15 protein-coding genes are annotated in these 21,946 nt (G+C 68.2%); 10 read left to right on the top strand and 5 right to left on the bottom strand.

Going from position 1 to position 21,946, the window contains the following annotated elements:
- Nucleotides 1–549: 549 nt before the first annotated feature.
- The 4 genes from AB0F51_RS22895 to AB0F51_RS22880 all read left to right on the top strand — a co-directional run bounded on the left by AB0F51_RS22895 (nt 550) and on the right by AB0F51_RS22880 (nt 3,230).
- Nucleotides 550–1,167 carry an expansin EXLX1 family cellulose-binding protein gene (locus tag AB0F51_RS22895; protein ID WP_360283042.1) on the top strand — a complete coding sequence of 206 codons (618 nt, stop codon included), beginning with the start codon at nt 550–552 and terminating at the stop codon, nt 1,165–1,167.
- Nucleotides 1,168–1,293: 126 nt separating this feature from the next.
- The gene (locus tag AB0F51_RS22890; RefSeq protein ID WP_360283040.1) at nt 1,294–1,824 is read left to right on the top strand and encodes a SigE family RNA polymerase sigma factor; all 531 of its coding nucleotides are present in this window, start codon (nt 1,294–1,296) and stop codon (nt 1,822–1,824) included.
- Nucleotides 1,821–2,597: a hypothetical protein gene (locus tag AB0F51_RS22885; RefSeq protein WP_360283038.1), complete on the top strand. Its 777-nt coding sequence runs from the start codon at nt 1,821–1,823 to the stop codon at nt 2,595–2,597. The genes AB0F51_RS22890 and AB0F51_RS22885 overlap by 4 nt, the downstream gene beginning before the upstream one ends.
- A 15-nt stretch (nt 2,598–2,612) precedes the next feature.
- Complete coding sequence (locus tag AB0F51_RS22880) at nt 2,613–3,230, top strand: FMN-binding negative transcriptional regulator (protein WP_360283036.1); 618 nt, start codon at nt 2,613–2,615, stop codon at nt 3,228–3,230.
- Between the two features lie 20 nt (nt 3,231–3,250).
- On the opposite strand, the gene AB0F51_RS22875 is transcribed toward AB0F51_RS22880, so the two are convergent.
- On the bottom strand, nt 3,251–3,850 hold the full coding sequence (locus tag AB0F51_RS22875) for a TetR/AcrR family transcriptional regulator (RefSeq protein WP_360283034.1): 600 nt from the start codon (nt 3,848–3,850) through the stop codon (nt 3,251–3,253).
- Between the two features lie 67 nt (nt 3,851–3,917).
- Here AB0F51_RS22875 and AB0F51_RS22870 point away from each other — a divergent pair, with 67 nt between their 5' ends.
- Complete coding sequence (locus tag AB0F51_RS22870; RefSeq protein ID WP_360283032.1) at nt 3,918–4,919, top strand: saccharopine dehydrogenase; 1,002 nt, start codon at nt 3,918–3,920, stop codon at nt 4,917–4,919.
- Here the strand turns inward: AB0F51_RS22870 and AB0F51_RS22865 are convergent, their stop codons facing one another.
- A complete protein-coding gene (locus tag AB0F51_RS22865) occupies nt 4,920–5,693 on the bottom strand; it encodes an NAD(P)H-binding protein (protein WP_360283030.1) in 774 nt (257 codons plus the stop codon).
- Nucleotides 5,694–5,826: 133 nt separating this feature from the next.
- Between AB0F51_RS22865 and AB0F51_RS22860 the strand changes: the two genes are divergently transcribed.
- From AB0F51_RS22860 to AB0F51_RS22850, 3 genes are read left to right on the top strand one after another with little or no spacing between them, the layout of a single operon-like run.
- A complete protein-coding gene (locus AB0F51_RS22860; RefSeq protein ID WP_360283028.1) occupies nt 5,827–6,702 on the top strand; it encodes an RNA polymerase sigma-70 factor in 876 nt (291 codons plus the stop codon).
- 38 nt (nt 6,703–6,740) lie between these two features.
- Nucleotides 6,741–8,801, top strand: coding sequence for a hypothetical protein (locus AB0F51_RS22855; protein ID WP_360283026.1), 2,061 nt, complete (start codon nt 6,741–6,743; stop codon nt 8,799–8,801).
- Nucleotides 8,802–8,853: 52 nt separating this feature from the next.
- Nucleotides 8,854–9,825: an alpha/beta hydrolase gene (locus AB0F51_RS22850; protein WP_360283024.1), complete on the top strand. Its 972-nt coding sequence runs from the start codon at nt 8,854–8,856 to the stop codon at nt 9,823–9,825.
- Between the two features lie 42 nt (nt 9,826–9,867).
- Here AB0F51_RS22850 and AB0F51_RS22845 read toward each other — a convergent pair whose 3' ends face one another.
- From AB0F51_RS22845 to AB0F51_RS22835, 3 genes are all read right to left on the bottom strand, one after another.
- Complete coding sequence (locus tag AB0F51_RS22845; protein WP_360283022.1) at nt 9,868–13,317, bottom strand: sugar-binding protein; 3,450 nt, start codon at nt 13,315–13,317, stop codon at nt 9,868–9,870.
- A gap of 10 nt (nt 13,318–13,327) precedes the next feature.
- Nucleotides 13,328–14,392: a LacI family DNA-binding transcriptional regulator gene (locus AB0F51_RS22840; RefSeq protein ID WP_360283020.1), complete on the bottom strand. Its 1,065-nt coding sequence runs from the start codon at nt 14,390–14,392 to the stop codon at nt 13,328–13,330.
- Between the two features lie 244 nt (nt 14,393–14,636).
- On the bottom strand, nt 14,637–15,266 hold the full coding sequence (locus tag AB0F51_RS22835) for a hypothetical protein (protein WP_360283018.1): 630 nt from the start codon (nt 15,264–15,266) through the stop codon (nt 14,637–14,639).
- Nucleotides 15,267–15,371: 105 nt separating this feature from the next.
- On the opposite strand from AB0F51_RS22835, the gene AB0F51_RS22830 reads away from it, so the two are divergent.
- Both AB0F51_RS22830 and AB0F51_RS22825 read left to right on the top strand, forming a co-directional pair.
- Nucleotides 15,372–16,553: a M48 family metalloprotease gene (locus tag AB0F51_RS22830; protein WP_360283016.1), complete on the top strand. Its 1,182-nt coding sequence runs from the start codon at nt 15,372–15,374 to the stop codon at nt 16,551–16,553.
- Nucleotides 16,550–21,931 carry an AAA domain-containing protein gene (locus AB0F51_RS22825; RefSeq protein WP_360283014.1) on the top strand — a complete coding sequence of 1,794 codons (5,382 nt, stop codon included), beginning with the start codon at nt 16,550–16,552 and terminating at the stop codon, nt 21,929–21,931. Before AB0F51_RS22830 ends, AB0F51_RS22825 begins: the two co-directional genes overlap by 4 nt.
- The last annotated feature ends 15 nt before the right edge of the window (nt 21,932–21,946 follow it).

Here is a 21,946-nt window from a genome sequence, read left to right as displayed (position 1 = left end):
TCGACGTGTCTGGGGCTTGCCTGATCTTGTCTCCTCGCGGCGGCAACCTTTTGGGCGTTGGTGGCAACTGGGGGGTGGACGTCGACTCGATCAAGTGAACGGATGGGTATGAGGACAACGAAGCATGGCGCGGCGCAGGGGCCGCAGAAGCACCGGCGGGCTGCCGTCATTCCCGTGGCTTTGCTGGCTGTTGGCGTGGTGGTCTGTTTGGCCGCGGTGCTCCTGACCAGGGGCGGCGCTGAGCCTCGGCGTACCGGTGACGCGTCTGTCGCAGCTGCCGACGCGAGTGGTTCGCCCGATTCCGGTTCTCCGGACGCGGCGGCCGGTGCTCCCACCGCACCGACACCGTCGCAGCCCCCGGTCACTAGCCCGCGGCCATCGCCCCGTACTGCGCCGCGCGCGGCCGCCAGCAAGACGCCCGCAGCCACCCGCACTCCGCGCGCGGCTTCCAGCAAACCGCCTTCGGCTACTCGCAGCCCGCGCGTGACTTCCAGCACGCCGAGCACCCCGAGCACCTCGCGCACCACGTCTGCGGGGACCTCGGGATCTTTGGCGGGACGGATCAAGCCCGGCGTCCGGTACCAGGGCGTCGCGACCGCCTACGAGGCCGCTGACGGTAACGGAGCCTGCCTCTTCGGCCCGTCGGACAGCATGATGATCGCGGCGATGAACCACACCGACTACGAGTCGGCCAAGGCCTGCGGCGCGCACGTACTCGTCCGCGCCGCCAATGGAGCCTCGATCACGGTACGGATCGTCAACGAGTGCCCGTTGCCCTGCGCACCCGGGCAGATCGACCTCAGCCAGCAGGCCTTCGCCAAGCTCGCCAAGCTCTCCGTCGGCCGGCTCCCGATCACCTGGTCGCTGCTGAGCCCCGCCGAGTCCGGCACGATCTCCATCCGCTACAAGACCGGGTCCAGCCAGTACTGGTGCGGCGTCCAGGCGATCGGTCACCGCAACCCGTTGGCCGCGCTCGAGGTCAAGACCGCCAGTGGCTGGCGAAAGCTGCACCGGACGGGGTACAACTACTTCCTCTCCCCCGATGGCAGCGGATGCGGGAAAGCGATCCGGATCACCGACATCTACGGTGAGCGGCTGACCATCGACGGGATCGCACTCAAACCGGACGTCGCGCAGTCGACCCGGGTCCAGTTCGCCCGGCACTGACCGTGCCGCCCGACCATCGTCAGGACGCTGCCCTTCACGGGCGATCACCGTCCGGCGGTGATGGGCACTGTTACGCTCGGGCCGATTGTTAACGCGAACATCGCAGGGAGAGGCCGACCGAGGGAGATGCTCCTCGACGACGCGTCCGCGGAGTTCCACGACTTCTTCGAACGCCACCATGCCGAACTGGCTCGTCTCGCTCACCTCCTGACCGGCGAGAAGGACGTGGCCGACGACCTCGCTGCCGATGCGCTGATCGCCCTGTGGCAGCGCTGGGACCGGCTCCGGGCGGCGCAGCACCCGGTCGCCTACGCCCGTGGAGTAGTCGCCAATCTGGCGCGGCAATGGATCCGGAGTACGGTCCGCGAGCGACGGCGAGTGGCGCTGTTCTGGTCGCGCAGTACAGAACAGGTGGACGGGCCGGACGTTGCGGTCGTGGTGGACGTCCGGGCCGCACTCACCCGGCTGCCGTTCCGCAAGCGGGCGTGCGTCGTACTGCGCCACGCGTTCGACCTGTCGGAGAAGGACACCGCGGCCGCGCTGGGCATCTCGGTCGGTACGGTGAAAAGCCAGACCTCGAAGGGGATGGCCGAGCTGGAACTGCTGCTCGGCGCGGAAGCAGTCGGCGAGCTCGCGGCAGGAAGGAGGAACCGGTGAACGACGAAATCGGCCGTCGGCTGCGAGAGGCTGCCGAGGCCCACGAGCCCAACCGCGCAAGGATTCTGGCGCGCGTCGAGCGCGGCGTGGCCGACCCCACCGTCCGGCACCGCACATCGTCGATCGCGAGGTCATGGCCCCAGGCGGCGATCGTCGGTGTCATCACTGCCGCCACTCTGGCGACCGGTGGTCTCGCCGTAGCCGCCATTGGCGGAGTGCCGTCACTGCCGGCCGCTGCCCCCAGTTCCGCCGTCCCGTCCCCCACCGTCACTCCGACGCCATCGCCCCGCAGCACCAGCGCCACCCGGCCGGCTCCCGCCAGCACCCGGCCGGCCCCGAGCACCAGCCCGGGCAGCTCGCGCCCGACTACCCCGGCCGGCACTCGGATCCAGAACGGGCCGTTGTGGTCTCAAGGCTCGATGGACGCGCACAGCTCCATCTACTGGGGACAGAACAACCTGGTCATCAAGACCACGGAGCCGCTCACCTCGCTCACCGTGGAACTGCGCATCGCCCAGACCGGCGACGTACGGAAGACCGGCAACTGGCAAACCCTGCCAAACGATGAGTTCACCGTGACCGTTGAGGAGTCCGCTGGTGCCCTGCTCTACCGCTGGACTCTCAAGCCGGGTCGCACCGTGCCGGCCGGGCAGCACCAGTTCGCCGCGCAGTACAACCACGCCACCGGCGTACGCAAGATCAAGCGCGACCGCTACCGAGTCCACGCCCAGAGCTCAGTCGGCTCCAGCGAAGTGTGGGGAGGGTTCGACTGAGCGACAATTGGCGCTATGTACGTTCCCAAGCACTTCGCCGCGGACGACGCCGTCGTACAGGATCTGCTGCTGAACCACGGCGCCGCGAACCTGGTGACCAGTACGCCGAACGGCTTGCTCGCGACCTTCCTGCCTTTCGTGTACGACGCTGAATCGGGTGCACTGCTTGGGCATCTGGCCCGGAACAACGAGCAATGGAAGACACCCGTGCTCGGCGAAGCGCTCGCGATCGTGAGCGGTCCGGATGCTTACATCTCGCCGTCTGCCTATGCGTCCAAGCGTGAGCACGGCCGGGCGGTGCCGACGTGGAACTACCTGACCGCTCACGTCTACGGGAACTTGGTGATCCACGACGATCCGGCCTGGCTGGACACTCTGGTGAGGCGCCTGACCGCCAAGCACGAGGCCGGCTTCGCGGAACAGTGGTCTGTGGATGACGCCCCGGCGAAATTCATCGAAGGGCAGCTCCGCGCGATCGTCGGGGTCGAACTCGTGGTCAGCCGAATCGAAGCGAAGGCCAAACTCAGCCAGAACCGATCCAGCGCTGACATCGACGGTGTCATCACGTCACTGACCTCCCGAGGCGAGGTCGACTCCGCCGAAGCAGTCAAAGCCGCAAGACCTGCTGACTAACAGCCGCAGCCGCCGACAAGTCAGCGGGAGGTTGTGTTGCCGACTATGAGGTCGGTTAGGGCGGTGATGGCGTTGGTGGGGGTTGCGCGGTTGAGGTTGAGTTCGGCGGCTATTGCTTCGGCGGCTCCGAGGATGCCGATGCAGCGCAACTTGAGGGCGTCGGGCGGAAGACCGGAGTACGGCGCCAGTGCGGTGGCCATCAGGTTTGTGTAGGCGGCGAGTAGGTCGTGCTGGATCGCTTCCGCTTCCGGGTTTCCCTTCAGGGCGGCGGAAACGGCGGCGAACTCCGGCATGTCGGTGGCGCAGGCGAAGTACGCGGTACTCATGACGCGAGCGATCGCCTCGGCGGTGGGTTCGGCGGCTTCCAGGGCCTCGGCCAGCGCCGTGCGGTGTCGTTCGTCGAGTCGCCGGTAGACCTCGACCAAGAGGCCGGCGCGGGTGCCGAAGTGGTCGTACACGATCGGCCTGCTCACCTTCGCGGCCTCCGCGAGAGTCACCAGCGTCAGGCCGTCCGTACCGCGGGAACGAACGAGCGCGACGGCGGTGTCGAGTAATTGCTCCCGCCGGACCTGCTTCGGCAGTCGCTTCGGTGAGGTCGCCAGGGGGCTGTCTTGCGTCACCCCCAGATCATAAGCTACAAAATGTAGGCTACAAAATGTAGCTAACGATCGACGTGAGGAGTCACAGGTGAAACCTGTCTTGATCTTGGGCGGTTCCGGCCAGGCGGGCTCTGGAGCCGCGGCAGTTCTGCGGCGCTGGCATCCGGCTCTGCCCCTGACGATCGCGGGTCGCGACCTCGGCCGCGCGCAACGGGTGGCCGACGAACTCGGCACCGCGACAGCCGTGACCATCGACCTGCAGCGCAGCGACCTCGGCCTTCCGGCCGGTGACGGGTACTCCGCGGTCGTCGCGACCGTGTGGGACGCGCATCTGCACGGTCTGCGGTTCGCCCAGGACCGCGGACTGCCGTATCTCAGCATCTCCAGCGGCCTCCTCGAGATCGCGCCGGAGGTGGTCGCGAGTGCTCAGCGCGCGAGCGCAGCGCCTGTCGTGGTTGCCAGCCACTTCTGTGCCGGTGTGCTCGTCCCCGCGACGGTGAACCTGGCCCGGGAGTTCGAACGCATCGACACCATCCGGATCGGGGCGCTCCTGGACGAGTCGGACGTCGGCGGACCTGCCGGACTGGCCGATCTGGAACGCTGGTCCGCCGCTAGTCCGGCAGGGCTGGTACGCCGCGACGGAGTATTCCGCTGGGTCAATGGTCCCGACGCGGATGTCTCCGTGTCGAGCCTCGACGGCACCGTCGTACCGGGTCAGCGCATCGGCATCCTCGACGTACCGAGTCTCGCTCTTGCCACGGGCGCTCCGAACGTCAGCTTCGACTTTGCCGTTGGCGAGTCCGCTGGCCGGCGCGGCGGTGGAGGCCCCTCCCTCGAGGTCCGGATCGACCTCGAGGGAGAAGGCGCAGGCGGTGCACACCTCAGCAGAACTCACTACCTCGTGCACCCGGAGGGACAGCGCCCCCTGACCGCTCTCGGCCTGGCTCTCAGCATCGAACGGCTGCTCGGCCTCCGCGGCGAACCGGTCTCACCAGGAATCCACACTCCCGAGGCGCTCCTCGATCCCGCCTATGTGGCCGACCGATTGAAGGACATCGGCGCCGAGTTCGTGGCCGCGCAAAGACCGTAGTCAGGGCTGGGTGGCGAGCCACTCCTGGAAGGTCGGGCCGGCGAGTTTGGCGTGCGGGCTGGGAAGGAAGGCGCCGTCGGCGGCGAGCTCGGCGTCGGGCATGTTCGAGCCGTCGACGGCGACGACCTTGATGCCTCGCCGAGCGCCGAGGAGGGCGGCCGCCTCCGCCAGGGTCTCCCGGCGGGGCCCGGCGATCTCGGGAATCGGTGCTCCCCGGCATGGCTCGCCAGGGGCGAGGGCCAGGTCGACCAGCTCTTCGGCCACGGTGCGGCAGGCCACAAGTTGGGTGGGCAGGGCGGGGACGTAGGCGACGTCGCCTTTCTGCCAGTCCAGCAGTTGACCGACGAACTCATGGAACTGCGCGGCACGCAGAATGCGGACGGCGAGCGGGCCGGATCGAAGGAACTCCTCGTGCAGCCTCTTGGCGGCGACGAAACCGGTGGTGGCCTTGTCGACGCCGATGATGGACGCCACCGCGATCCGGGTGACCCCCGCGTGCCGTCCCGCCTCCTGCAGGTTGCGGGCCGAAGTACGGAAGAACTCCGTCGCGGCCTCCTGCTCGGACGCGTGCCAGGAGGCGACGTCGATGATGACGTCCGCACCGGCGAGCGCCTCGGCCAACCCCTCACCGGTGATGACGTCCACGCCGGTGGCTCGCGACATCGGCACAACCTGATGGCCTCGCTCGGCAAGTACGTCGACGACATGACGCCCCAGCCGCCCAGTCGCTCCCGCCACCGCGACGTTGAGGTGGGCTGTGGTTGATGTTGGCATGGTTTGGCCTCTCTTGCCGGTGTGTTGTGTGCAAGAGATCCCGGCGACCCGCGTGGTGTGACACCCGGGTTTGTGTGACGCAGCCCACGGATGGTTGGTGTCACAAGATGGCGGGCCGCGGGATCTTATGGGCATGGACGGGACCGAGGTGTTTGTTGCTTATCGCAACTTGCTGTTCACGGTTGCCTACGAGATTCTTGGGTCCGCGGCCGACGCCGAGGATGTGCTGCAGGAGAGCTGGCTGTTGTGGACGGGCGTCGACCAGAGCACGGTGCTGAACCAGCGGGCGTACCTGATCCGGATCGCCACCAGGCAGGCGCTGAAGCGACTGCGCACACTCGACCGGCGCAAGGAGACGTACGTCGGGCCGTGGTTGCCCGAGCCGTTGCTGACCTCCCCCGACGTGGCCGAGGATGTCGAACTGGCCGAGAGCGTCTCCCTCGCGATGCTGCTCGTGCTGGAGACGCTGGGCCCGACTGAGCGAGCAGTGTTCGTACTGCGCGAAGTGTTCGAACTGGAGTACGACGAGATCGCCGAAGCCGTCGGCAAGACCCAGGAGGCGGTCCGCCAGATCGCGCACCGGGCAAGGACCCACGTCGCCGCGCGCCGGCCACGGAGTACCGGCTCTTCGGACGAGCACCGGGCCGCATTGCAGGCTTTCCAACGAGCCGTCGAAACCGGCGAATTGCAGAGCCTGCTGGACATCCTCGCGCCGGATGTTGTTGCCCTGAGCGACGGTGGTGGCGTCAGGCACGCCCTGCTGCGACCCATCGTCGGAGCGGACAACGTCGCTCGCCTGCTGGCTGTCGGCTGGTGGAAGCGCGACGTGGAGAGGTCGGTCGAGTTGGTGCAGATCAACGGCGGCCCAGGACTGCTCGTCCGGGTCGATGGCGAGATCGACGGGGTGGTGGCCGTGCGAGTGGACAACGGTCGTGTCACCGGCGCCTACCACGTGCGCAATCCCGAGAAGCTGTCGCGACTGAAGCAGTCGACCGCGCTGCGCCGTTGAACGCGGCGTGACCCCGGGGTGGGCGGATAGTTGGAGTGATGATCGGGGTTCGGGGGTTGGTTGCGGCGGTGGCCGCGGTCGGGTTCTGGCTGCCCGGGGTGGAAGCGGCGGCGGATCCGGCAACTCCAGTGACCCCGCCGGTCGTGATCGTCGGGATCGGTGGGTTGACGTGGGACAACCTGAGCGAGAGTGGTTCGCCGACGTTGTGGCGGATGCTCGAGGACGGCGCTGATGCTGCGGCGATGACTGTGCGGACCGTGCACTCGCCGCCGTGTCCGCTGGACGGCTGGTTGTCACTGTCAGCCGGGCGGGCTGCCACCGATCCGCAGTCAGATCGAAACCGCGACTGTACGACGGTGCCGTCGGTGACCGGCGGCGTCGTCGACGGTTGGAGCGAGTTGGTCAAGGCGCAGCAGGCCTCGGTCTTCGACCCGGAGCTAGGTTTACTCGGTCAAACTCTTGCTGAAGGCAACGTTTGTGCCACCGCTGTCGGCCCGGGCGCGGCGCTCGCGCTGGCCGATCGTGAGGGCAGGATCACGAGATACCACGCAGAGCTGGCGAGCGCCTCCTTCGACTGCCCGGTGACCGTGGTCGACGCCGGCGTGGTTGATCGGCGCAACGATCCGGGGAAGGCTTTGCGCGAAGCCGACGGCAAGGTGCGGCAAGTGCTCGACGGCGTATCTCGCAACGCCACCGTGATCGTCCTCGGCATCTCCCAGCCGCTGCACTCGACAGTAGCGATGGGAGCGGTCCTGATGTCCGGCCCTCAAGCCGGCGGCCGCTACCTCACAGCACAGTCGACCCGCTGGCAGGGCATCGTCCGGCTCCTCGACATCCCCTCGACGGTGGTCGCAGCAGCCGGACTCGAAGAACCCAATCACTTCACCGGAGCCCCACTGGTTGCTGCAGGCAACCGACCTGGGGCGCATGACACCACGGAGAAGCTTGCCGGCATCACCCATCGCGACCGCGATCTGCGGCGCAGCTCCGGGCTGTTCATCAACGGGCTGGCAGCGGCGACGGTGCTGGCGGTCGGAGCGCTGGCGCTGCGGCGGCGCGCGCGGCGCAGTACGGGCGGAGTCGACCTCACCCTGTTGATGCTCGCTGCGTTGCCGTTGTGCTCGTACCTGGTCCGGCTGATCCAGTGGTGGCGCTGGCCGGTGCCGTTGGCCGCTCTGTGGCTCGGCATGCTCGGCGCCGCGGTGCTAATGGCACTCGTACTTCGGCGGCTGCCGCGCGTACCGGCCTGGGTCACGGTGACAGCCCTGTCCGGTGTCACCTTCGGCGTGCTCGCCGTCGACGCGGTCACCGGCACGATCCTCCACCACGGCAGCCCACTCGGCCCGTCACCACTGTCAGGAGGCCGGTACTACGGCTTCGGCAACACCACGTTTGTGGTGTTCGCAGTGCACGCGGTGCTGTTCGCCGCCGGGCTGGCCAGCTGGCTGCGAGCCCGGCGCGGCCCTGTCTTCGCGGCGGGTGCAGTTGCGGTGATCGGCCTGATCACGGTCCTGGTTGACGCCTGGCCGTCCTGGGGCGCAGACGTCGGAGGCGGACTGGCGATCGTGCCCGCGTTCGCATTGCTCGGACTGGTAGTGCTCGGCCGCCGCGTAGGCGCCATCCGGCTGTTGCTGACCGGCGCTGCAGCAGTAGCGGCGGTTGCTGTGGTCAGCGTGCTCGACTGGCGACGGCCGGCCGCATCGCGGTCACACGCAGGCAGGTTCGTGGAGGACCTCCTGCACGGCGACGGCATGGCCGTAGTCACCCGCAAGGCCGACTACGCGATCGGCTCCCTCTCCGCTGGACCACACCTGTGGCTCGTTGGCGCGCTCCTGCTGTGCAGCATCGCCGTAGTACTGGCCCGGCATCAACTGGCCCCAGCTTGGTTCGAAGCAGCAGTAGCCCGCTGGCCCTACTTGTGGGGCTGCTACCTGGCAGTCGTGGCCATCGCCGCGATCGGCTCCACCACCAACGACTACGGCCTCCGCGTCGCCCTGCTGACCGTCGGCATCGCCGGCCCACCGTTGGCACTGACAGTCAGCCAGCTGATTTCAAGTCCTGGTCTAACTGTTGGTCTAACTGATGCGCAGGCTGCATAGCATCGCCGTCGGCGCCACTCAACGGTGGAGGCGCCTGAAAGAGGTGGGGCGAATGGATCTCAATCGGCGGAAACTGCTGGCACTGGGCGCAGGTGCGGCCGCTGCGGCGACTGCGGGTGCCGTGGCGGCACCGGCTGCGGCAGCCGAGAGCACGGCGGGTGGCGGCGTACCGTCCGATGCTGCGCTGGCACGGTCACTAGGGCTGCGCAGCAGGTACGCGAAGGGCCAGCACTACGTCATCGGCGGCAAGGGCGAGCCGCTGGTTCTGCTGCCGGGCTGGCCGCAGACCTGGTGGTCGTTCCACAAGATCCTGCCGGCCCTGGCGAAGCGGTACACGGTGATCGCGCTGGACCTGCGCGGCATGGGCGGATCGGCCAAACCTGCCGACGGGTACGACAAGAAGACGATGGCGCGCGACGTCCACACCCTGGTCCGGCACCTGGGCTACGACTCGGTCAACATCGCCGGCCACGACATCGGCGCGATGGTCGCGCACAGCTTCGCGGTCAACCACCGGGCGGCAACCCGCAAGCTTGTCCTGATGGACGTCGGGCACCCCGACGCCTCCCTGTACGAACAGCCGCTACTGGTCAGGCCAGGGCACGGCTTCAGCCTGTGGTGGTTCGCCTTCAACCAGGTCCAGGGCCTGCCCGAGCAGCTGATCACCGGACGCTCGCGGTACATCGTCGACTACTTCATGGACGCCTTCCCGCCCGACCCGTCGGCCATCGACGAGCTCTCCCGGCGGATCTACGCCCACGCGTACTCCGGTCCGGAGGCGATCCGGGCCGGCAACGCGTGGTACCAGGCCTTCCACCAGGATGTCGTGGACTTCGCCACGTACGGCCGGATCACGGCACCGTTCCTCGGCCTGGCCTCGGAGTACAGCTACGACTTCATGAAAGACGCCTGGGCCGGCCAGGGCACCGACGTACGGGTTCACAGAGTCCCGGGGACAGGTCACTTCCTTGCCGAGGAGAACCCAGAGGCCGTGATCGCTGAGCTGAAGGCCTTCCTGGGCTAGCACCTTGGACCCAGCCCCGTCAGCGGGGCTGGGTCCGCCGCGTCACTTGGTGATCGCGCGGTGCAAGGTGATCGTCGCGTGCGTCGTGCCGGCCGGCAGGAGCACGGTGCCGGCGGCCTGGTTGACGGTCGCGCCCTTGACGGAGACGCCGGCGATGTTGTTCCGCAGCGCCGGGAGCTCGATGCTGTAGCCGGCCACCGCATCACCGGACAGCTCCAGCGAGACGTACCTGCCGGAGGTGGTCAGCCGGTACCCGATCCGTTTGCCGTCCGACGCCGGATAGTTGGTGAGGGCAATCTTCTGGCGATCGCGCAGCCACTCGTCCGGTACGCCGCGGCCGATGATCACCGAGCCGTCGGCCTTCTGGGCGAGCAACGAGTCGAAGAGCACCTTGGTCGCCGTCGACTGACCCCACATGTGCTGGTTCGAACCGCCGCCGCCCCGGGCGTGGTCGAGGTTCCACGGTGAGTTCTGGTCGGGGTAGTCGACGCCTTCCCACCAGCCGAACGGGCCGCTCATCGCCTTGTCGATCATGAACTGGTAGCCCTTGATCCCCGCGTCGCGGTACCGCTCGCCGCGCAACGCCGCACTGCCGTAACCCGCGTTGTAGGCGCTCGAGAAGTACCCGTGCGGATAGCCACCGAAGTTGTAGATGGTGTCCGAGACATCCTTGCGCCGGTCGAACCCGTGCGTGTAGGTGTCGTCGATCTTGTCGAACATCACCCCGCTCTGCTCGGCGCCGAACAGGTACCCGTCCCAGGCCCACCGGCCGAACAGGAACATCGAGGCCCAGTTCGCGTCCCGCGGATCCTGCCGCGGACCGGTCTCGTTCGGCTCGACCATCGAGATCGGCAGGTAGTCGAGATCGTGCTCCTTCATGGTCTGCTCGATCCGGGCCGTCGCGACCCGGAGCAGATCGTCGTACTCCGCCTTCGCCCACGCCGCTTCCCCGGTTTCGCCCAGGGCGGTGGCGAGGTAGCGGTAGGTGGTGAGTCCGGCGAGGGCCGACCAGTTGTCGATCGTCCAGTAGCCGAGGGAGTCGATCGCGAAGGTCTGCTTGATGATGCCCTTGCCGCCGTCGATCCGGTCGGTCTCGACCAGGTGGGTGTTCTTCTTGATCGTCTCGAACTGGCTGCGGACGAACGCCTTGTCGCCGGTCCGCTGCAGATACAGCGCGTACGGCCAGCTGTACTTCCACTTCGCGTCGTCGTACTGGAGCTGCGCCGGCAAGGTCGCGAGGTAGTCGCGGGCGTAGGTGAAGTCGCCGATCGTCAGCAGCGTGGCCACGATGCCGATCGTGTCGTGGTCGAACATCTCGTCGTAGCCGTTCTCGCCGACGTGCAACCGCTTCTGGCCGTCGATGTCGTCCCGGATGATCAGCGTGTAGATGTAGCCGGCCTTGTAGGCGTTGACGAGCCGCTGGTCCGGAAGCTCGGTGATCTGGGCGATGGCGGCCAGCCTGGTGTTCCAGTAGGAACGCATGTTCTTGTAGTGCTTGCTCCAGGAGCCCGCCTGCTGCAGCTGCGCCGCGGACGGCCAGTCGTAGCTCGCCCCGAACCGGTCGGCGGCGATCGCGTAGTCACGGACGACGGTCTCGCCCGCGCCGATCGTCGTCACCGTCGGCGCGGCCGCGGCGTTGAGCGGCGTCAGCAGACTCGACACCCGCGGAAGTCGCGCCGGCGCCGAGGTCGTGTTGGTGACGGTCATCCGCGAGTAGGCGACCTCGAAACGGTTTCCGCCGATCAGCACGAGATCCGCGAAGTTCTCGACCTTCAGCTGAAGGCCGTCCTTCGAGTACTCACTGATGAACGCCGGCAGGTAGCCCTCCGCGTTGGACCACTTGATCTTGCCGGGGACATTCGGTACTCCGAACGTCACCAACGCGTTGCCCCGGCTGCGCAGCCGGTAGCTCCCGTCGATGAAGGCGATCGGCGCGTGCAGGTCGCCCTCCCAGCCGAACGACGAGGTCAGGCCGGGATTGGTGACGTTGGTGTACTCCGCGCCGGCGGCCGAGGCCTTCGCCTCGTCGTACGCGGCCTTGAGGAGGACGTACGCCAGCCTCAGCTCATCCCGTTGCGCGGCAGCGTCAGCGATGACCGCAGTCGCGGAGCTGATCTCGCCGTCAAGTTGCTGTCGAGCAGCCTCGCTCGCGGCGTTCACGTCTGCCGTCTGAGCTAGGCCGAGGAGGGTTCGAGTGAGCGCGCGGTAGCCGTCCGCCGATGTGTCCGCCTGGGTCACCCCGGCGAGCGTCACGTTGCCGGAGTCGTGGGTCTTGCGCGTCAGTTGTGCGGTGATGCGAGCCGAGTCGCCGGCGCCCAGCGTCAGCTCGAAAAGCCTGGTGACGGAATCGCCCGTGCTGACCAGATCGCTGCTCACGAAGGCGGGAGCGGACGAGCCGTTCAGGTAGACGGAGACGGTCGCGGCCGCGCGCCAGACGCCCGACACGAAGCGCACCGTGCGCCCACCAGCCGCCGCGGGGACCGTGAGGTCGTAGCCGTAAGGATCCGTCAGGTCCTTTCCGACCAGCTCCGGATTGGTGCCGTCGGCAAAGAAGATGCCACCGGCCCGGCTGCCCGGCTCGGTCTGCGCCGGCGCTCCGTCGGTCCACGAGTAGGTCACCGGATTGTCGTTCTGCGCCCCGATCGCGGCACCGGTCTGCCGGTTCGCGACGCCAAGGCGAGCCGTTCCAGCCGGTACGACGCTGCTGCGGTTGATCGTCGCGCCGTTGAGGTGCATCCAGTCGCTCGGTCCCTCGGCAGTCAGGTTCATGGCGACCGGCGGAGCAGTCGCGGTCAAGCTCGCCTCCGCCGCCGGAGCGACCTTCGAGAGCGCGGCCGCGGACAGCGAGATGTTGCCGTTCGCCTGCAGCTTCTCCGTGAACCTGGTGGTGACGACAACGCCCTCCCCCGGACGAATCGTCACCGTGTAGCGCTTCGCGACGGCACTCCCGTTCGCGCTGATCTTGGTCGTGTACGCCGTACCGGCCCCGTCTGCCGGCGCGATGGTCACCGTGCCGCGGGCCTGCCAGATCCCACCCACGAACACGAGTCGCCGCGGGGAGTCCGAGGGAGCGACGGTGATCCGGTAGCCGGCGTCGTGCGCTGTCGCGTCGCCGACCGTAGTGTCGTCGTACTTGAAGACCCCGCCCGTGGTGATCCCGGGAGTCGAGGGCGTGGTGGTGCCGTCGGACCAGCGGAAGGTCAATGGGCTGTCGTTGAGCGTGTCCTGGCCGGCCGCGGGGTTGAGGTTGTCGACCGTAATGGCCGCCGCGACGGCCTTGCGTTCGGTCCCGGCGCCGGTCAGGTGGACCCAGTCAAGATCGCCGTACGTCGTCAGGTCCATCGCGCCGGCGGCACCGGTGCCGTTGGCAAGGTTCTCCACGTTCACCACGAACGCGTTGGCCGGTGCCGCCGCGGCCGGCAGGGATGTCAGGGCGGGTAACAGCAGCGCTCCGGCGATGGTTGCCGCAAGCAACTTGATTCTGGACCTCATCGGTGTCCCCTCACTGCCTCGGTGGTCCTGGAAGGCTGGAGCCCCGGACGATGAGTTCCGGTTCCAGCAAGACGTGCTGCGGCTCCCGGGCGTCGCCGGCGAGCAGGTTGTCGATGGTCTGGATCAGCTGCCGCCCGACCACGTCGATCGGCTGGTGCAGCGTGGTCAGCCCGGGGCTGACGAGTGCGGCGGTGGGCGAGTCATCGAACCCGGTGACCGCGACGTCGGTGCCCGGCCGCAGTCCGCGCTCGTGCAACGCCCGCAGTACGCCGAGGGCGAGCGTGTCGGAGGCACAGACGAGGGCGGTGGCGGGACGGGACGAGTCGAGCATCCGGTGCGCGGCCTGCCGGCCCGCCTCGAGCGTGTCCGGGACCAGGGCCTGGAGATCGGTCTCCAACCCACGCTCCCGGCAACCCTCCAGCCAGCCCTCGCGGCGCTCGGCGCCGATCTCGGACCCGGCAAGCCAACCGATGTGCCCGATCCGGCGATGCCCCTGCGCGGCGACATGCTCGGCCGCGGCGCGAGTTCCGGCCCGGCCGTCGACGTCCACCCAGGCGGTGCTGTCGTCACCGTCCCAGGAGCGTCCGAAGGTCGCGAACGGCACACCCCAGGACCGCATCGCCGCGACCCGGTCGTCGTTGCGATGCGTCTCGGTCAGGACGAATGCATCGACCGGCGTCTTCTTCAGCAGGTCCCGGTACGCCTTGATCTCGTTCGCCGAGCCGTCTTCGGCGTGCACCAGGATCAGGTGGTAGCCGGCCTGCGCCGCGGACGCGTTCAGCGCGTACAGGAACTCGTCCATCAGCAGCGAGGCCTTGTCCGGCCGGGCCGGCCGCGTCTTGAACGCGATCAGCGACGAGCTGCGGTTGCGGAGCGCTCGCGCCGACAGGTTCGGCTCGTACCCGAGTTCCTCCACAGCCGCCAGGATCCGCTGCCGGGTCGCCGGAGCCACCCGCTCGGGGTTGTTGACCGCGTTCGACACGGTCTGCGCGGAGACGCCCGCCCACCGGGCCACCTGCACCAACGTCACGTGCCCGTGCGGCACCGGCCCTCGACTGCTGTCCTGCGGCCCCATCCCGCTCTCCTCACGAGCCGTGGATTTTATTAACGTTAAAATCCGTGGGCCGCACGCTACTGAGGCACCTTGACGCCCGTCAAGAGGTTGTCAGTTCCCAGGGGTTTTAACGCTAAGCCCAGCCAGCTGGATCAGGACGCCGCCAGGGTCAGGTGGACCGAGGAACCGGTCCGCTGGTTGGGGTGAATGGTCAGGCGGCCTCGCCACAGCGGCCGGCGACGTCCAGGCCGAGTCCTGCGGAGCCTCAGCCCTCCACTGCTGGGCGCGGAAGCCGCAGGCCGGTACTGCGAAGTTCCAGGTCGGCCAGTCGGGTGATGACCGCGGAGTCGCCCTCGCGCCACGCGGTGACCGGGTCGTCGGAGATCTTCGCGAGTTTGTGCATCGGCTGGTTGGCCATCGCCCGGAGCGCGAACAGGTCGAGGTCGGCCGCGTTGTCGATGAACTTGCGCGCGGCCGTCGCCCGCCGGGAGAAGCGGATCCGCCGCGGCAACCAGATCAGCAGCGCGAAGAGCACCGGCAACCCGATGGTCACTCCGGCCAGCAGATAGGCCAACTGCTCCGCCGCATGCGCCTGATCCCGCCCCGCCTCAGCCATCCTGGCCGCGGCCTTGGCAGCACCGTCGACCGGAGACTTCAACTCGTCCCCGACCGCGGGCACCTTGCCGATCGACCCGGACAGCCGCTGCAGATCACCCGACAGCCCGTCGCCGGCCTCAGCCGCCTTCCGCCCCGGATAGCCGAGCGCGTTGGTGATCTTGAAAACCGTCAGCCCGAGCGCGGTACAGAAGGCGATCCAGCCCAGCAACAGCAGATCCCCCAACACCTGCCCGAACCGCTGCACACCCACATCGGAGTAGAGCTTCACGCCGTCCATCTCCTCGATCGGTCACGCCCAGTCCCCGTCCCCTGACACTAGTGCCCAGCAGGTGTTGTCTTCGCACGGAGGTTTTTCGTCGGTGGGGGTGGTTAGGGTGACGCTGTGGTCAGTTCGCTGTCGCCGTTGGGGTATCACCGGGCCGTGCTTGCGCAGGTTCGCCGGGTGGATGAGCGTGCCTGGGAGGCCTTGCGGGGTGGGGAGGCTCAGGACTCCGGGTTGAGCGAGGCTTTGTTGCGGAACACGTATCGGTTGGAGGCAGCCAGTCACCCCGAGCTGCATGCGGCCGGGCGGCGGGCTGTGGAGGCGCTCGGGCTCGAGGTGGAGATCGGGTTCTTCCAGGCACAGGGCGCCGGCCAGCCCAATGCGTCGTTGCTGCATCAGGGTGATCGGGCGGTCATCCTGTTCGAGGGGCCGCTGCTGGAGCGGTTGGATGCCGATGAGCTCGCGGCCGTCTGCGGGCACGAACTGGCGCACCGGGTGCTGTGGACGCTCGAGGACGGGGCGTATCTCGCGGTCGACCGGTTGCTCGACGCGGCGGCGGGTGACGCGCGCACGCCACCGCAGTACCTGGAAACCCATCGCCGTTGGGTGATGGCCTGCGAACTGTTCGCCGACCGCGGCGCACTCGTCGCCTGCGGAGACCTCGGTACTACGGTGCGCGCGTTGCTGAAAGTCCAAACCGGCTTGGGTTCCGTGGATCCGGCGGCCTACCTGCGCCAGGCGGCCGAGCTGGATCTGAGCACGGGCAGTCGCGGGACGAGCCATCCCGAAGGAGTCGCCCGAGCCTGGGCTCTGCAGAACTGGCTGGCCGAGGAAGACGTCGAGATTCTGCTGACCGGGCCACTCGACGTGGATGCACCAGATCTGCTGGATGCCGCGTTGCTGCGCGAGGTGAGTATGGACTTCGCGGCGCACATCGCGCAGGCGGAGGGGTTGCGGTCCGACACGGTGGCCACGTTCGCGGCCGGCTTCGCGGATCCACCCGGGCCGCTCGGCGTACCGGGTGGGGCGGTGCCGCGGTTCGACGAGCCGCTGGCGATCCGGCCCGTCGACGGTGCTCCGATTCCGCGTCCTCGGCGGTTGACGCCTGCTACGCGGCAATACCTTTGCTACCTGTTGCTCGACCTGGCGACTGCCGATCCCGAGTTGGGCGATGACGGTTTGATCGCGTCGCTGGCGCTGGCCCGCCGCGCCGGACTATCGGAGTACGACGATCTGGCGGACGACGAGCTCGGGTGGAGCGATCGGCGCCGGGCCGAGCTGACGCAGGCGGTGACGCCATGAAGGATCTCGTTGCGCTGGCCGTCTCTCAGGGCGGGCTCGGCAATGACGCGTTACTCGCCGCTGTGTTGCCGCTGTTCCACGAGACGGCCGAGGTGCACGAGCGCGGTCTGGTCGCGCCCTTGCGCGGGCTCGACCTGATCACTGTCGACGAACAAACCCGTCTTGGTTTCCCGCCGGAGGCAGCGTCTCGCCCGCTCATCCAGGCCGACGAGATCGCTGCCAGGGAAGGACATCGAGCCTCAGCGGTCGAGGTCGTGTCGCATCAGCAGGTCGAGCTGGATCTCAGCGAGAGCGGCGGCCGACCCAAGGTGCAGGTGACCGAGCCGGTGCCGGAGGCAATCACCGCGCCGGTGCTCGTGCCGGGCTGGCAGAGCTGGGAGCACGTGCTCGGTCATCACGACCCGCTGACCGACATCTTCAGTCTCGGCCAGCTGTTGATCGCGCTCGGCTGCGGGCTCGATCTGTCCCGGACCGAGGACGTCGCTCGGCTGGTCGATGCCCGCGGCAACTTCTTTTCACTGACCGGTTCGCTGCATCCGGTGATCGTCTCGGTGGCAGCGCAGATGGCCGAGCCCGATCGCCATCGCCGCGCCCAGGACCTGCGCTCGCTGATCGAGCAACTGGAGAACTACCGCGACCAGCCGCTCGACTTCGACGTCGACGCGATCACTCGCGATACGGCGGACCGGCGCGAGGCAGTGCTGAAAGCCTTGCGGGACAGGCTTTTCGACCTCTCGAGGCGCAACCGGCTGGTCAACTTCCGGCACACCGCCCAGACGATCAACCTCACCGAGGCCTCGGTCCCGCTGATGCTCGACGTGCGCAACATCCGCGCGGAACAGCTCTTCACCTGGAACGCCGACCTCGCCGCACGACTCGTCGACGGCAAGGGCCACTCACTCGGCAAGTGGATCCGGTACGACGAAGCGCCGTACGCCGCGTCCGCGCTGGACAAGCTGATCTCGACGGCCAGACGCGACCGCGCGGAGTACGGGCAGGATCAGTTGCGGCTGGTCCCGGCCTTCCTGCGTTGGCACGATCTGAAGAATGACCCTGCCACCCGGCTGACCTCGCCGCTGGTGCTCGTGAAGGTCGAGCTGGCCAAGAAGCGGGGGGTGCGCGACTCGTACACGGTGCGGATCACCGATCCGGTCGCTGAGATCAACCCGACGTTGCGGCATCACCTGCATCAGCTCTATGGCATCAACCTGCCGGACAAGGTGGATCTGACCGAGCCGGACGCGATCGGCGTACTGCACGAGAAGTTGCGGGCCGAGTTGCAGGCGTCCGAGCCGGGGTTGCAGCTGCAGCTGCGGTCGAAGCCGCGGATCGATCTCGTTCGGCAGCGCGCGATGGTGAAGCTGCGGAACTACCGGCGACGGCAGCACGGGAACACGGCGAACGAGTTCGGCGGCCGGCACTACTCGTACTCCTATCGCCGGCCGGACTACCAGCCACTCGGTGTGCAGATTTTCCGCCAGCAGCTTGCTGTGCAGGAGTTGCCGCTGAGCGTTGTGTTCGGCGAGCCGCGACGACCGGGTGCGATCGAGACCGACAGCTATGTGCTGGAGACGGGCGACGACGGCAGCCCGTACTCGTGGGACGTCGACCTGTGCGCGGTCGCGCTGGCCAACTTCAACTACCGGACGCTCGGGCTGGTGCGCGACTACGACGAACTGCTCACGACCGGGCGGTCCTGCCCGTCCTTCGACCAACTCTTCTCCGACCGGCCGCGTCCGCTGGTCAGCGATCCGCCGGAGCTGCCGACGTCCGAGCGGCATCTGGTGGTGCCGGCGGACGGATCGCAGGTGGCGGCGGTGGCGCGCGCCCAGCGGGGCGAGAGTTTCGTGATCCAGGGCCCGCCGGGGACGGGCAAGTCGCAGACGATCACCAACATGATCGCGGACTTCGTGGCGCGCGGGCAGCGGGTGCTCTTTGTCTGCCAGAAGCGCGCGGCGCTCGATGTCGTGCATGCGCGGCTGGTCAGTCGGCGGCTCGATGAGTTGTGCACGCTGATCCACGACTCGCAGGCCGACAAGAAGGCGTTCGTGCACGGCCTGCGCGACACCTATGAGGCCTGGCTCGCGGCGTCGGACGATCTCGACGACCTGACCGTACGCCGGGACGCGCTCGTCGCGCGGGTCGATCGTTTGCTCGCGACCGTCGGTGAGTTCGAGCGGAAGCTGGCTGCCGAGTCGCCATCGCTGCGGACTGTGGTGAACACGCTCGCGGAGTTGCGTGAGCAGGAGTGGGGGTCGTCGCTCGAGCCTGCCCAGCGTCGGTTGATCCCGTCGCCGGGCGATTGGTGGGCGGCTCGGGAGGTTGTTGGTGAGCTGGCGTCTGGGCTAGCCGCGGCGGATCCGGCGAGTGGCGGCGTACTGGCTCGGAGCCCGCTGAGTCTGGTCGCGCCTGCTGTCTGGGCTGCGCCTGGCGCGGATGCCGAGATCCCGGCTACTGCTGCTGAGGCCGTCGCTGCTTGGTCGGCGGTCGCTGACACGCTTGAGGCGTCTGGCCTGACGGCGCCTGATGGTTGGGGCAGCGTTGAGATTGGAGTTCTGCGGCGGCTGGGTGAGCTCGGGGTAGTCATGTTGCCTCTGGTCGAGCGCGGCAAGGGCGAGGTGCTCGACTCGTCGTCCTCCGCTGCTCGGGAGCTGCGAGCGGCCGCAGCCGAGCACGAGTCGTTGCTGGCCGCCGAGCGAGCCGCGTGGGACGAGGCCGCAGGCTGGACCGAGCCGCTGAGCCCAGCCGACGCACGCTCCGCACTAACCGTTGCCCAAAGCAAGGAAGGCGGCCTGCTGTCGTTCCTCTCGGGCGACTGGCGCCGGGTGAAGTCCCTGGTCCACAGCCGCTACGACGCCTCCACCCGAGCCGTCCGCCCGTCCGTCACCGAACTCCTCACCACCCTCGTAGCCGCCCACGAGGCATCAGCCGCGCTCACCGCCCACACCCACCAATCCGAACAAACCTGGTCCACCCCCAACCCCAGCACCCTCACCCAATCCCTCCAAGCCCTAACCCAAGACCCCACCCTCACCCCTTGGCTCCCCGCACTGACAACAACCACCCCACACGCCGATCCCGCGCCCTCCGGCGGGGCGCGAGTCGGAGCCGCGCCCTCCGGCGAGGCACCCGCCGCTCGGCGCCCGGACGCCCCCGCCACCAACACGGCTCACGGCGGACACGCAGACGACACCTCGCCTTCAGCCCCCGGTGGGGCCCCCGCCGGCCCTCTCCAGGGCGAGGCAGCGGACGCTCCGCCCGTGCCCACTGTTGACTCAGCTCAGAGCGGCACAGCCGCTCGTCCAACGCCGGCAAGGGAGGTCGTGCTGGCGTTGGCCCGGGTCGGGCAGTTGGTGGCTCGGGCAGAGGAGATCACTCGGGGATTGCTGGTTCCGGAGTATTCCGAGAGGAGTCTGGGCGGGGTACGGGAGATTGTAGGGGTGCTGGCGGGGGCGGGGTTGGTGCCGGTGGTTCAGCGGGTGGGTTCTGTGATGCGGCGGTTGGGTGAGGCACCGGTGGGTGTGCAGGCTGCGGTGCGGGCTCTTGAGGCGACTCCCGCGCAACTGGAGTACGCCGTCTGTGCGTTGCACTGGGAGCGGGCGCGGGCGGCGAACCCGGTGCTCACCGAGGTGACTTCCGCGCGACTCGACGCGATCGTCGGCGAGCTGAGTCTCGTGTACGACGAACTGACGACGGTCAACGCCGACGTGGTGGTGGCCGGGGTGCGGCGGCGGTTCCTGACCGACCTGGCGCATTCCGAGGCGAGCGTGACCGGGATGTCTCAAGAAGATCGGGTTCGCAAGAAGACCTTCAGTACCGGCCGGCGCGAGCTGGAACACGAGTTCGGCAAGGTGATGCGGTACAAGTCGATCCGCGAGCTCGCCTCCGGCGCGACTGGCGAGGTCGTCTCGCTGCTGCGCCCGGTCTGGTTGATGAGCCCGTCATCGGTGTCGGACACCTTGCCGCTCGACACCTTCTTCGACGTGGTGATCTACGACGAGGCGAGCCAGATCCCCATCGAGGAAGCGATTCCGGCGCTGCACCGCGCACCGCAGGTGATCGTCGTCGGCGACCAGATGCAGTTGCCGCCCACGCAGTACTTCCGGACCACCGCCTCGACCGGTGATCCGGACGACGAAGCCGAGCAGGTCGGCATCGCGTTGACCGACGACAGTTTCCTGGCCATCAGTGCGCTGCGTCTCGCCTCGACCATGCTGACCTGGCACTACCGCAGTCGTTCCGAGGCGCTGATCTCCTTCAGCAACGCAGCCTTCTACCAAGGCAGGCTCGCCACGATCCCGGATCGCCTGCCCGCCCACCCGGCACCGCCGTGGACCGTCCGGGCCGACGACGAGTTGCCGTCTCAGGTCGAGGACGTCGTCGACGGGATGCTGGCCGGCAGCATCACCGCAGTACGGGTCGTCGACGGGGTCTACGTACGGCGTACCAATCCTGCTGAGGCGCGGTGGATCGCTGGGCTGGTCCGGGAGATTCTGGCGCGCGACACCGGGAAGAGTCTCGGCATCGTGGCGTTCTCGGAGGCGCAGCAGGGCGAGATCGAGCGGGCGCTGGACGAACTGGCCGAGCGCGATCCGGAGTTCGGCGCGCGGTACGAGGCCGAGCAGGTGCGGACCCGGGACGAGCAGGACGCCGGATTGTTCGTGAAGAACCTGGAGAACGTGCAGGGCGACGAGCGCGACATCGTCATCATGAGCGTCTGCTACGCGGCCGGGCCGGACGGGCGGATGCTGATGAACTTCGGCCCGATCAACACCTCCGGCGGCGAGAAACGGCTGAACGTCATCTTCAGCCGCGCCCGCCAGCACATGGTGATCATCAGCAGCATCGAGCCGGACGCGATCACCAACACCTACAACGACGGCGCCAACACCCTCCGCCGGTTCCTCACTTACGCCAACGCGGTGTCCCAGGCGAATGCGGAAGCAACCCGCGCAGCTTTGGCGCAGTACTCGACCGGCACCCGCCGGGCAGCGCAACATCCGCGCCGCACCGCTCCGGCCCAGGATCCGGCTGGTACGCCGGTGGTTGCGGGGGTCAGCCGGGCTGCGGTGGTCGAGCAGTTGACCGAGCGGCTGCGGGAGAACGGAGTGGTGGTGGAGACGGCTGTCGGCGAGTCGGTCTTCCGGTGCGACCTCGCTCTGCGCCGGCCCGACGACGAGGGCCATCGCCTCGCAGTACTGGTCGACACACCGGAGCGAGTAGCTGCGGATTCGCTCCTGGAACGCCTCACCACGCATCCGCGCGCGTTGGCCACCGGCGGCTGGCGGACTCACCACGTGCTGACAGGCGACTGGACCAGCAACCCGGACGCAGTACTGGCCCGCCTCCTGGACACCCTCGACCGCCCCACGGACTAACCGCCCGCGGAGCCG

This window comes from Kribbella sp. NPDC023855 (assembly GCF_040639475.1).
GTDB lineage: Bacteria > Actinomycetota > Actinomycetes > Propionibacteriales > Kribbellaceae > Kribbella.
This window is presented reverse-complemented; position numbering and strand designations above follow the sequence as displayed.

Coding starts and splice junctions, on each gene's coding strand:
- AB0F51_RS22825 (WP_360283014.1), top strand. CDS start 16,550: ATGAAGGATCTCGTTGCGCTGGCCGTCTCTCAGGGCGGGCTCGGCAAT.
- AB0F51_RS22840 (WP_360283020.1), bottom strand. CDS start 14,392: ATGGGGCCGCAGGACAGCAGTCGAGGGCCGGTGCCGCACGGGCACGTG.
- AB0F51_RS22890 (WP_360283040.1), top strand. CDS start 1,294: ATGCTCCTCGACGACGCGTCCGCGGAGTTCCACGACTTCTTCGAACGC.
- AB0F51_RS22845 (WP_360283022.1), bottom strand. CDS start 13,317: ATGAGGTCCAGAATCAAGTTGCTTGCGGCAACCATCGCCGGAGCGCTG.
- AB0F51_RS22865 (WP_360283030.1), bottom strand. CDS start 5,693: ATGCCAACATCAACCACAGCCCACCTCAACGTCGCGGTGGCGGGAGCG.
- AB0F51_RS22835 (WP_360283018.1), bottom strand. CDS start 15,266: ATGGACGGCGTGAAGCTCTACTCCGATGTGGGTGTGCAGCGGTTCGGG.
- AB0F51_RS22855 (WP_360283026.1), top strand. CDS start 6,741: ATGATCGGGGTTCGGGGGTTGGTTGCGGCGGTGGCCGCGGTCGGGTTC.
- AB0F51_RS22860 (WP_360283028.1), top strand. CDS start 5,827: ATGGACGGGACCGAGGTGTTTGTTGCTTATCGCAACTTGCTGTTCACG.
- AB0F51_RS22850 (WP_360283024.1), top strand. CDS start 8,854: ATGGATCTCAATCGGCGGAAACTGCTGGCACTGGGCGCAGGTGCGGCC.
- AB0F51_RS22880 (WP_360283036.1), top strand. CDS start 2,613: ATGTACGTTCCCAAGCACTTCGCCGCGGACGACGCCGTCGTACAGGAT.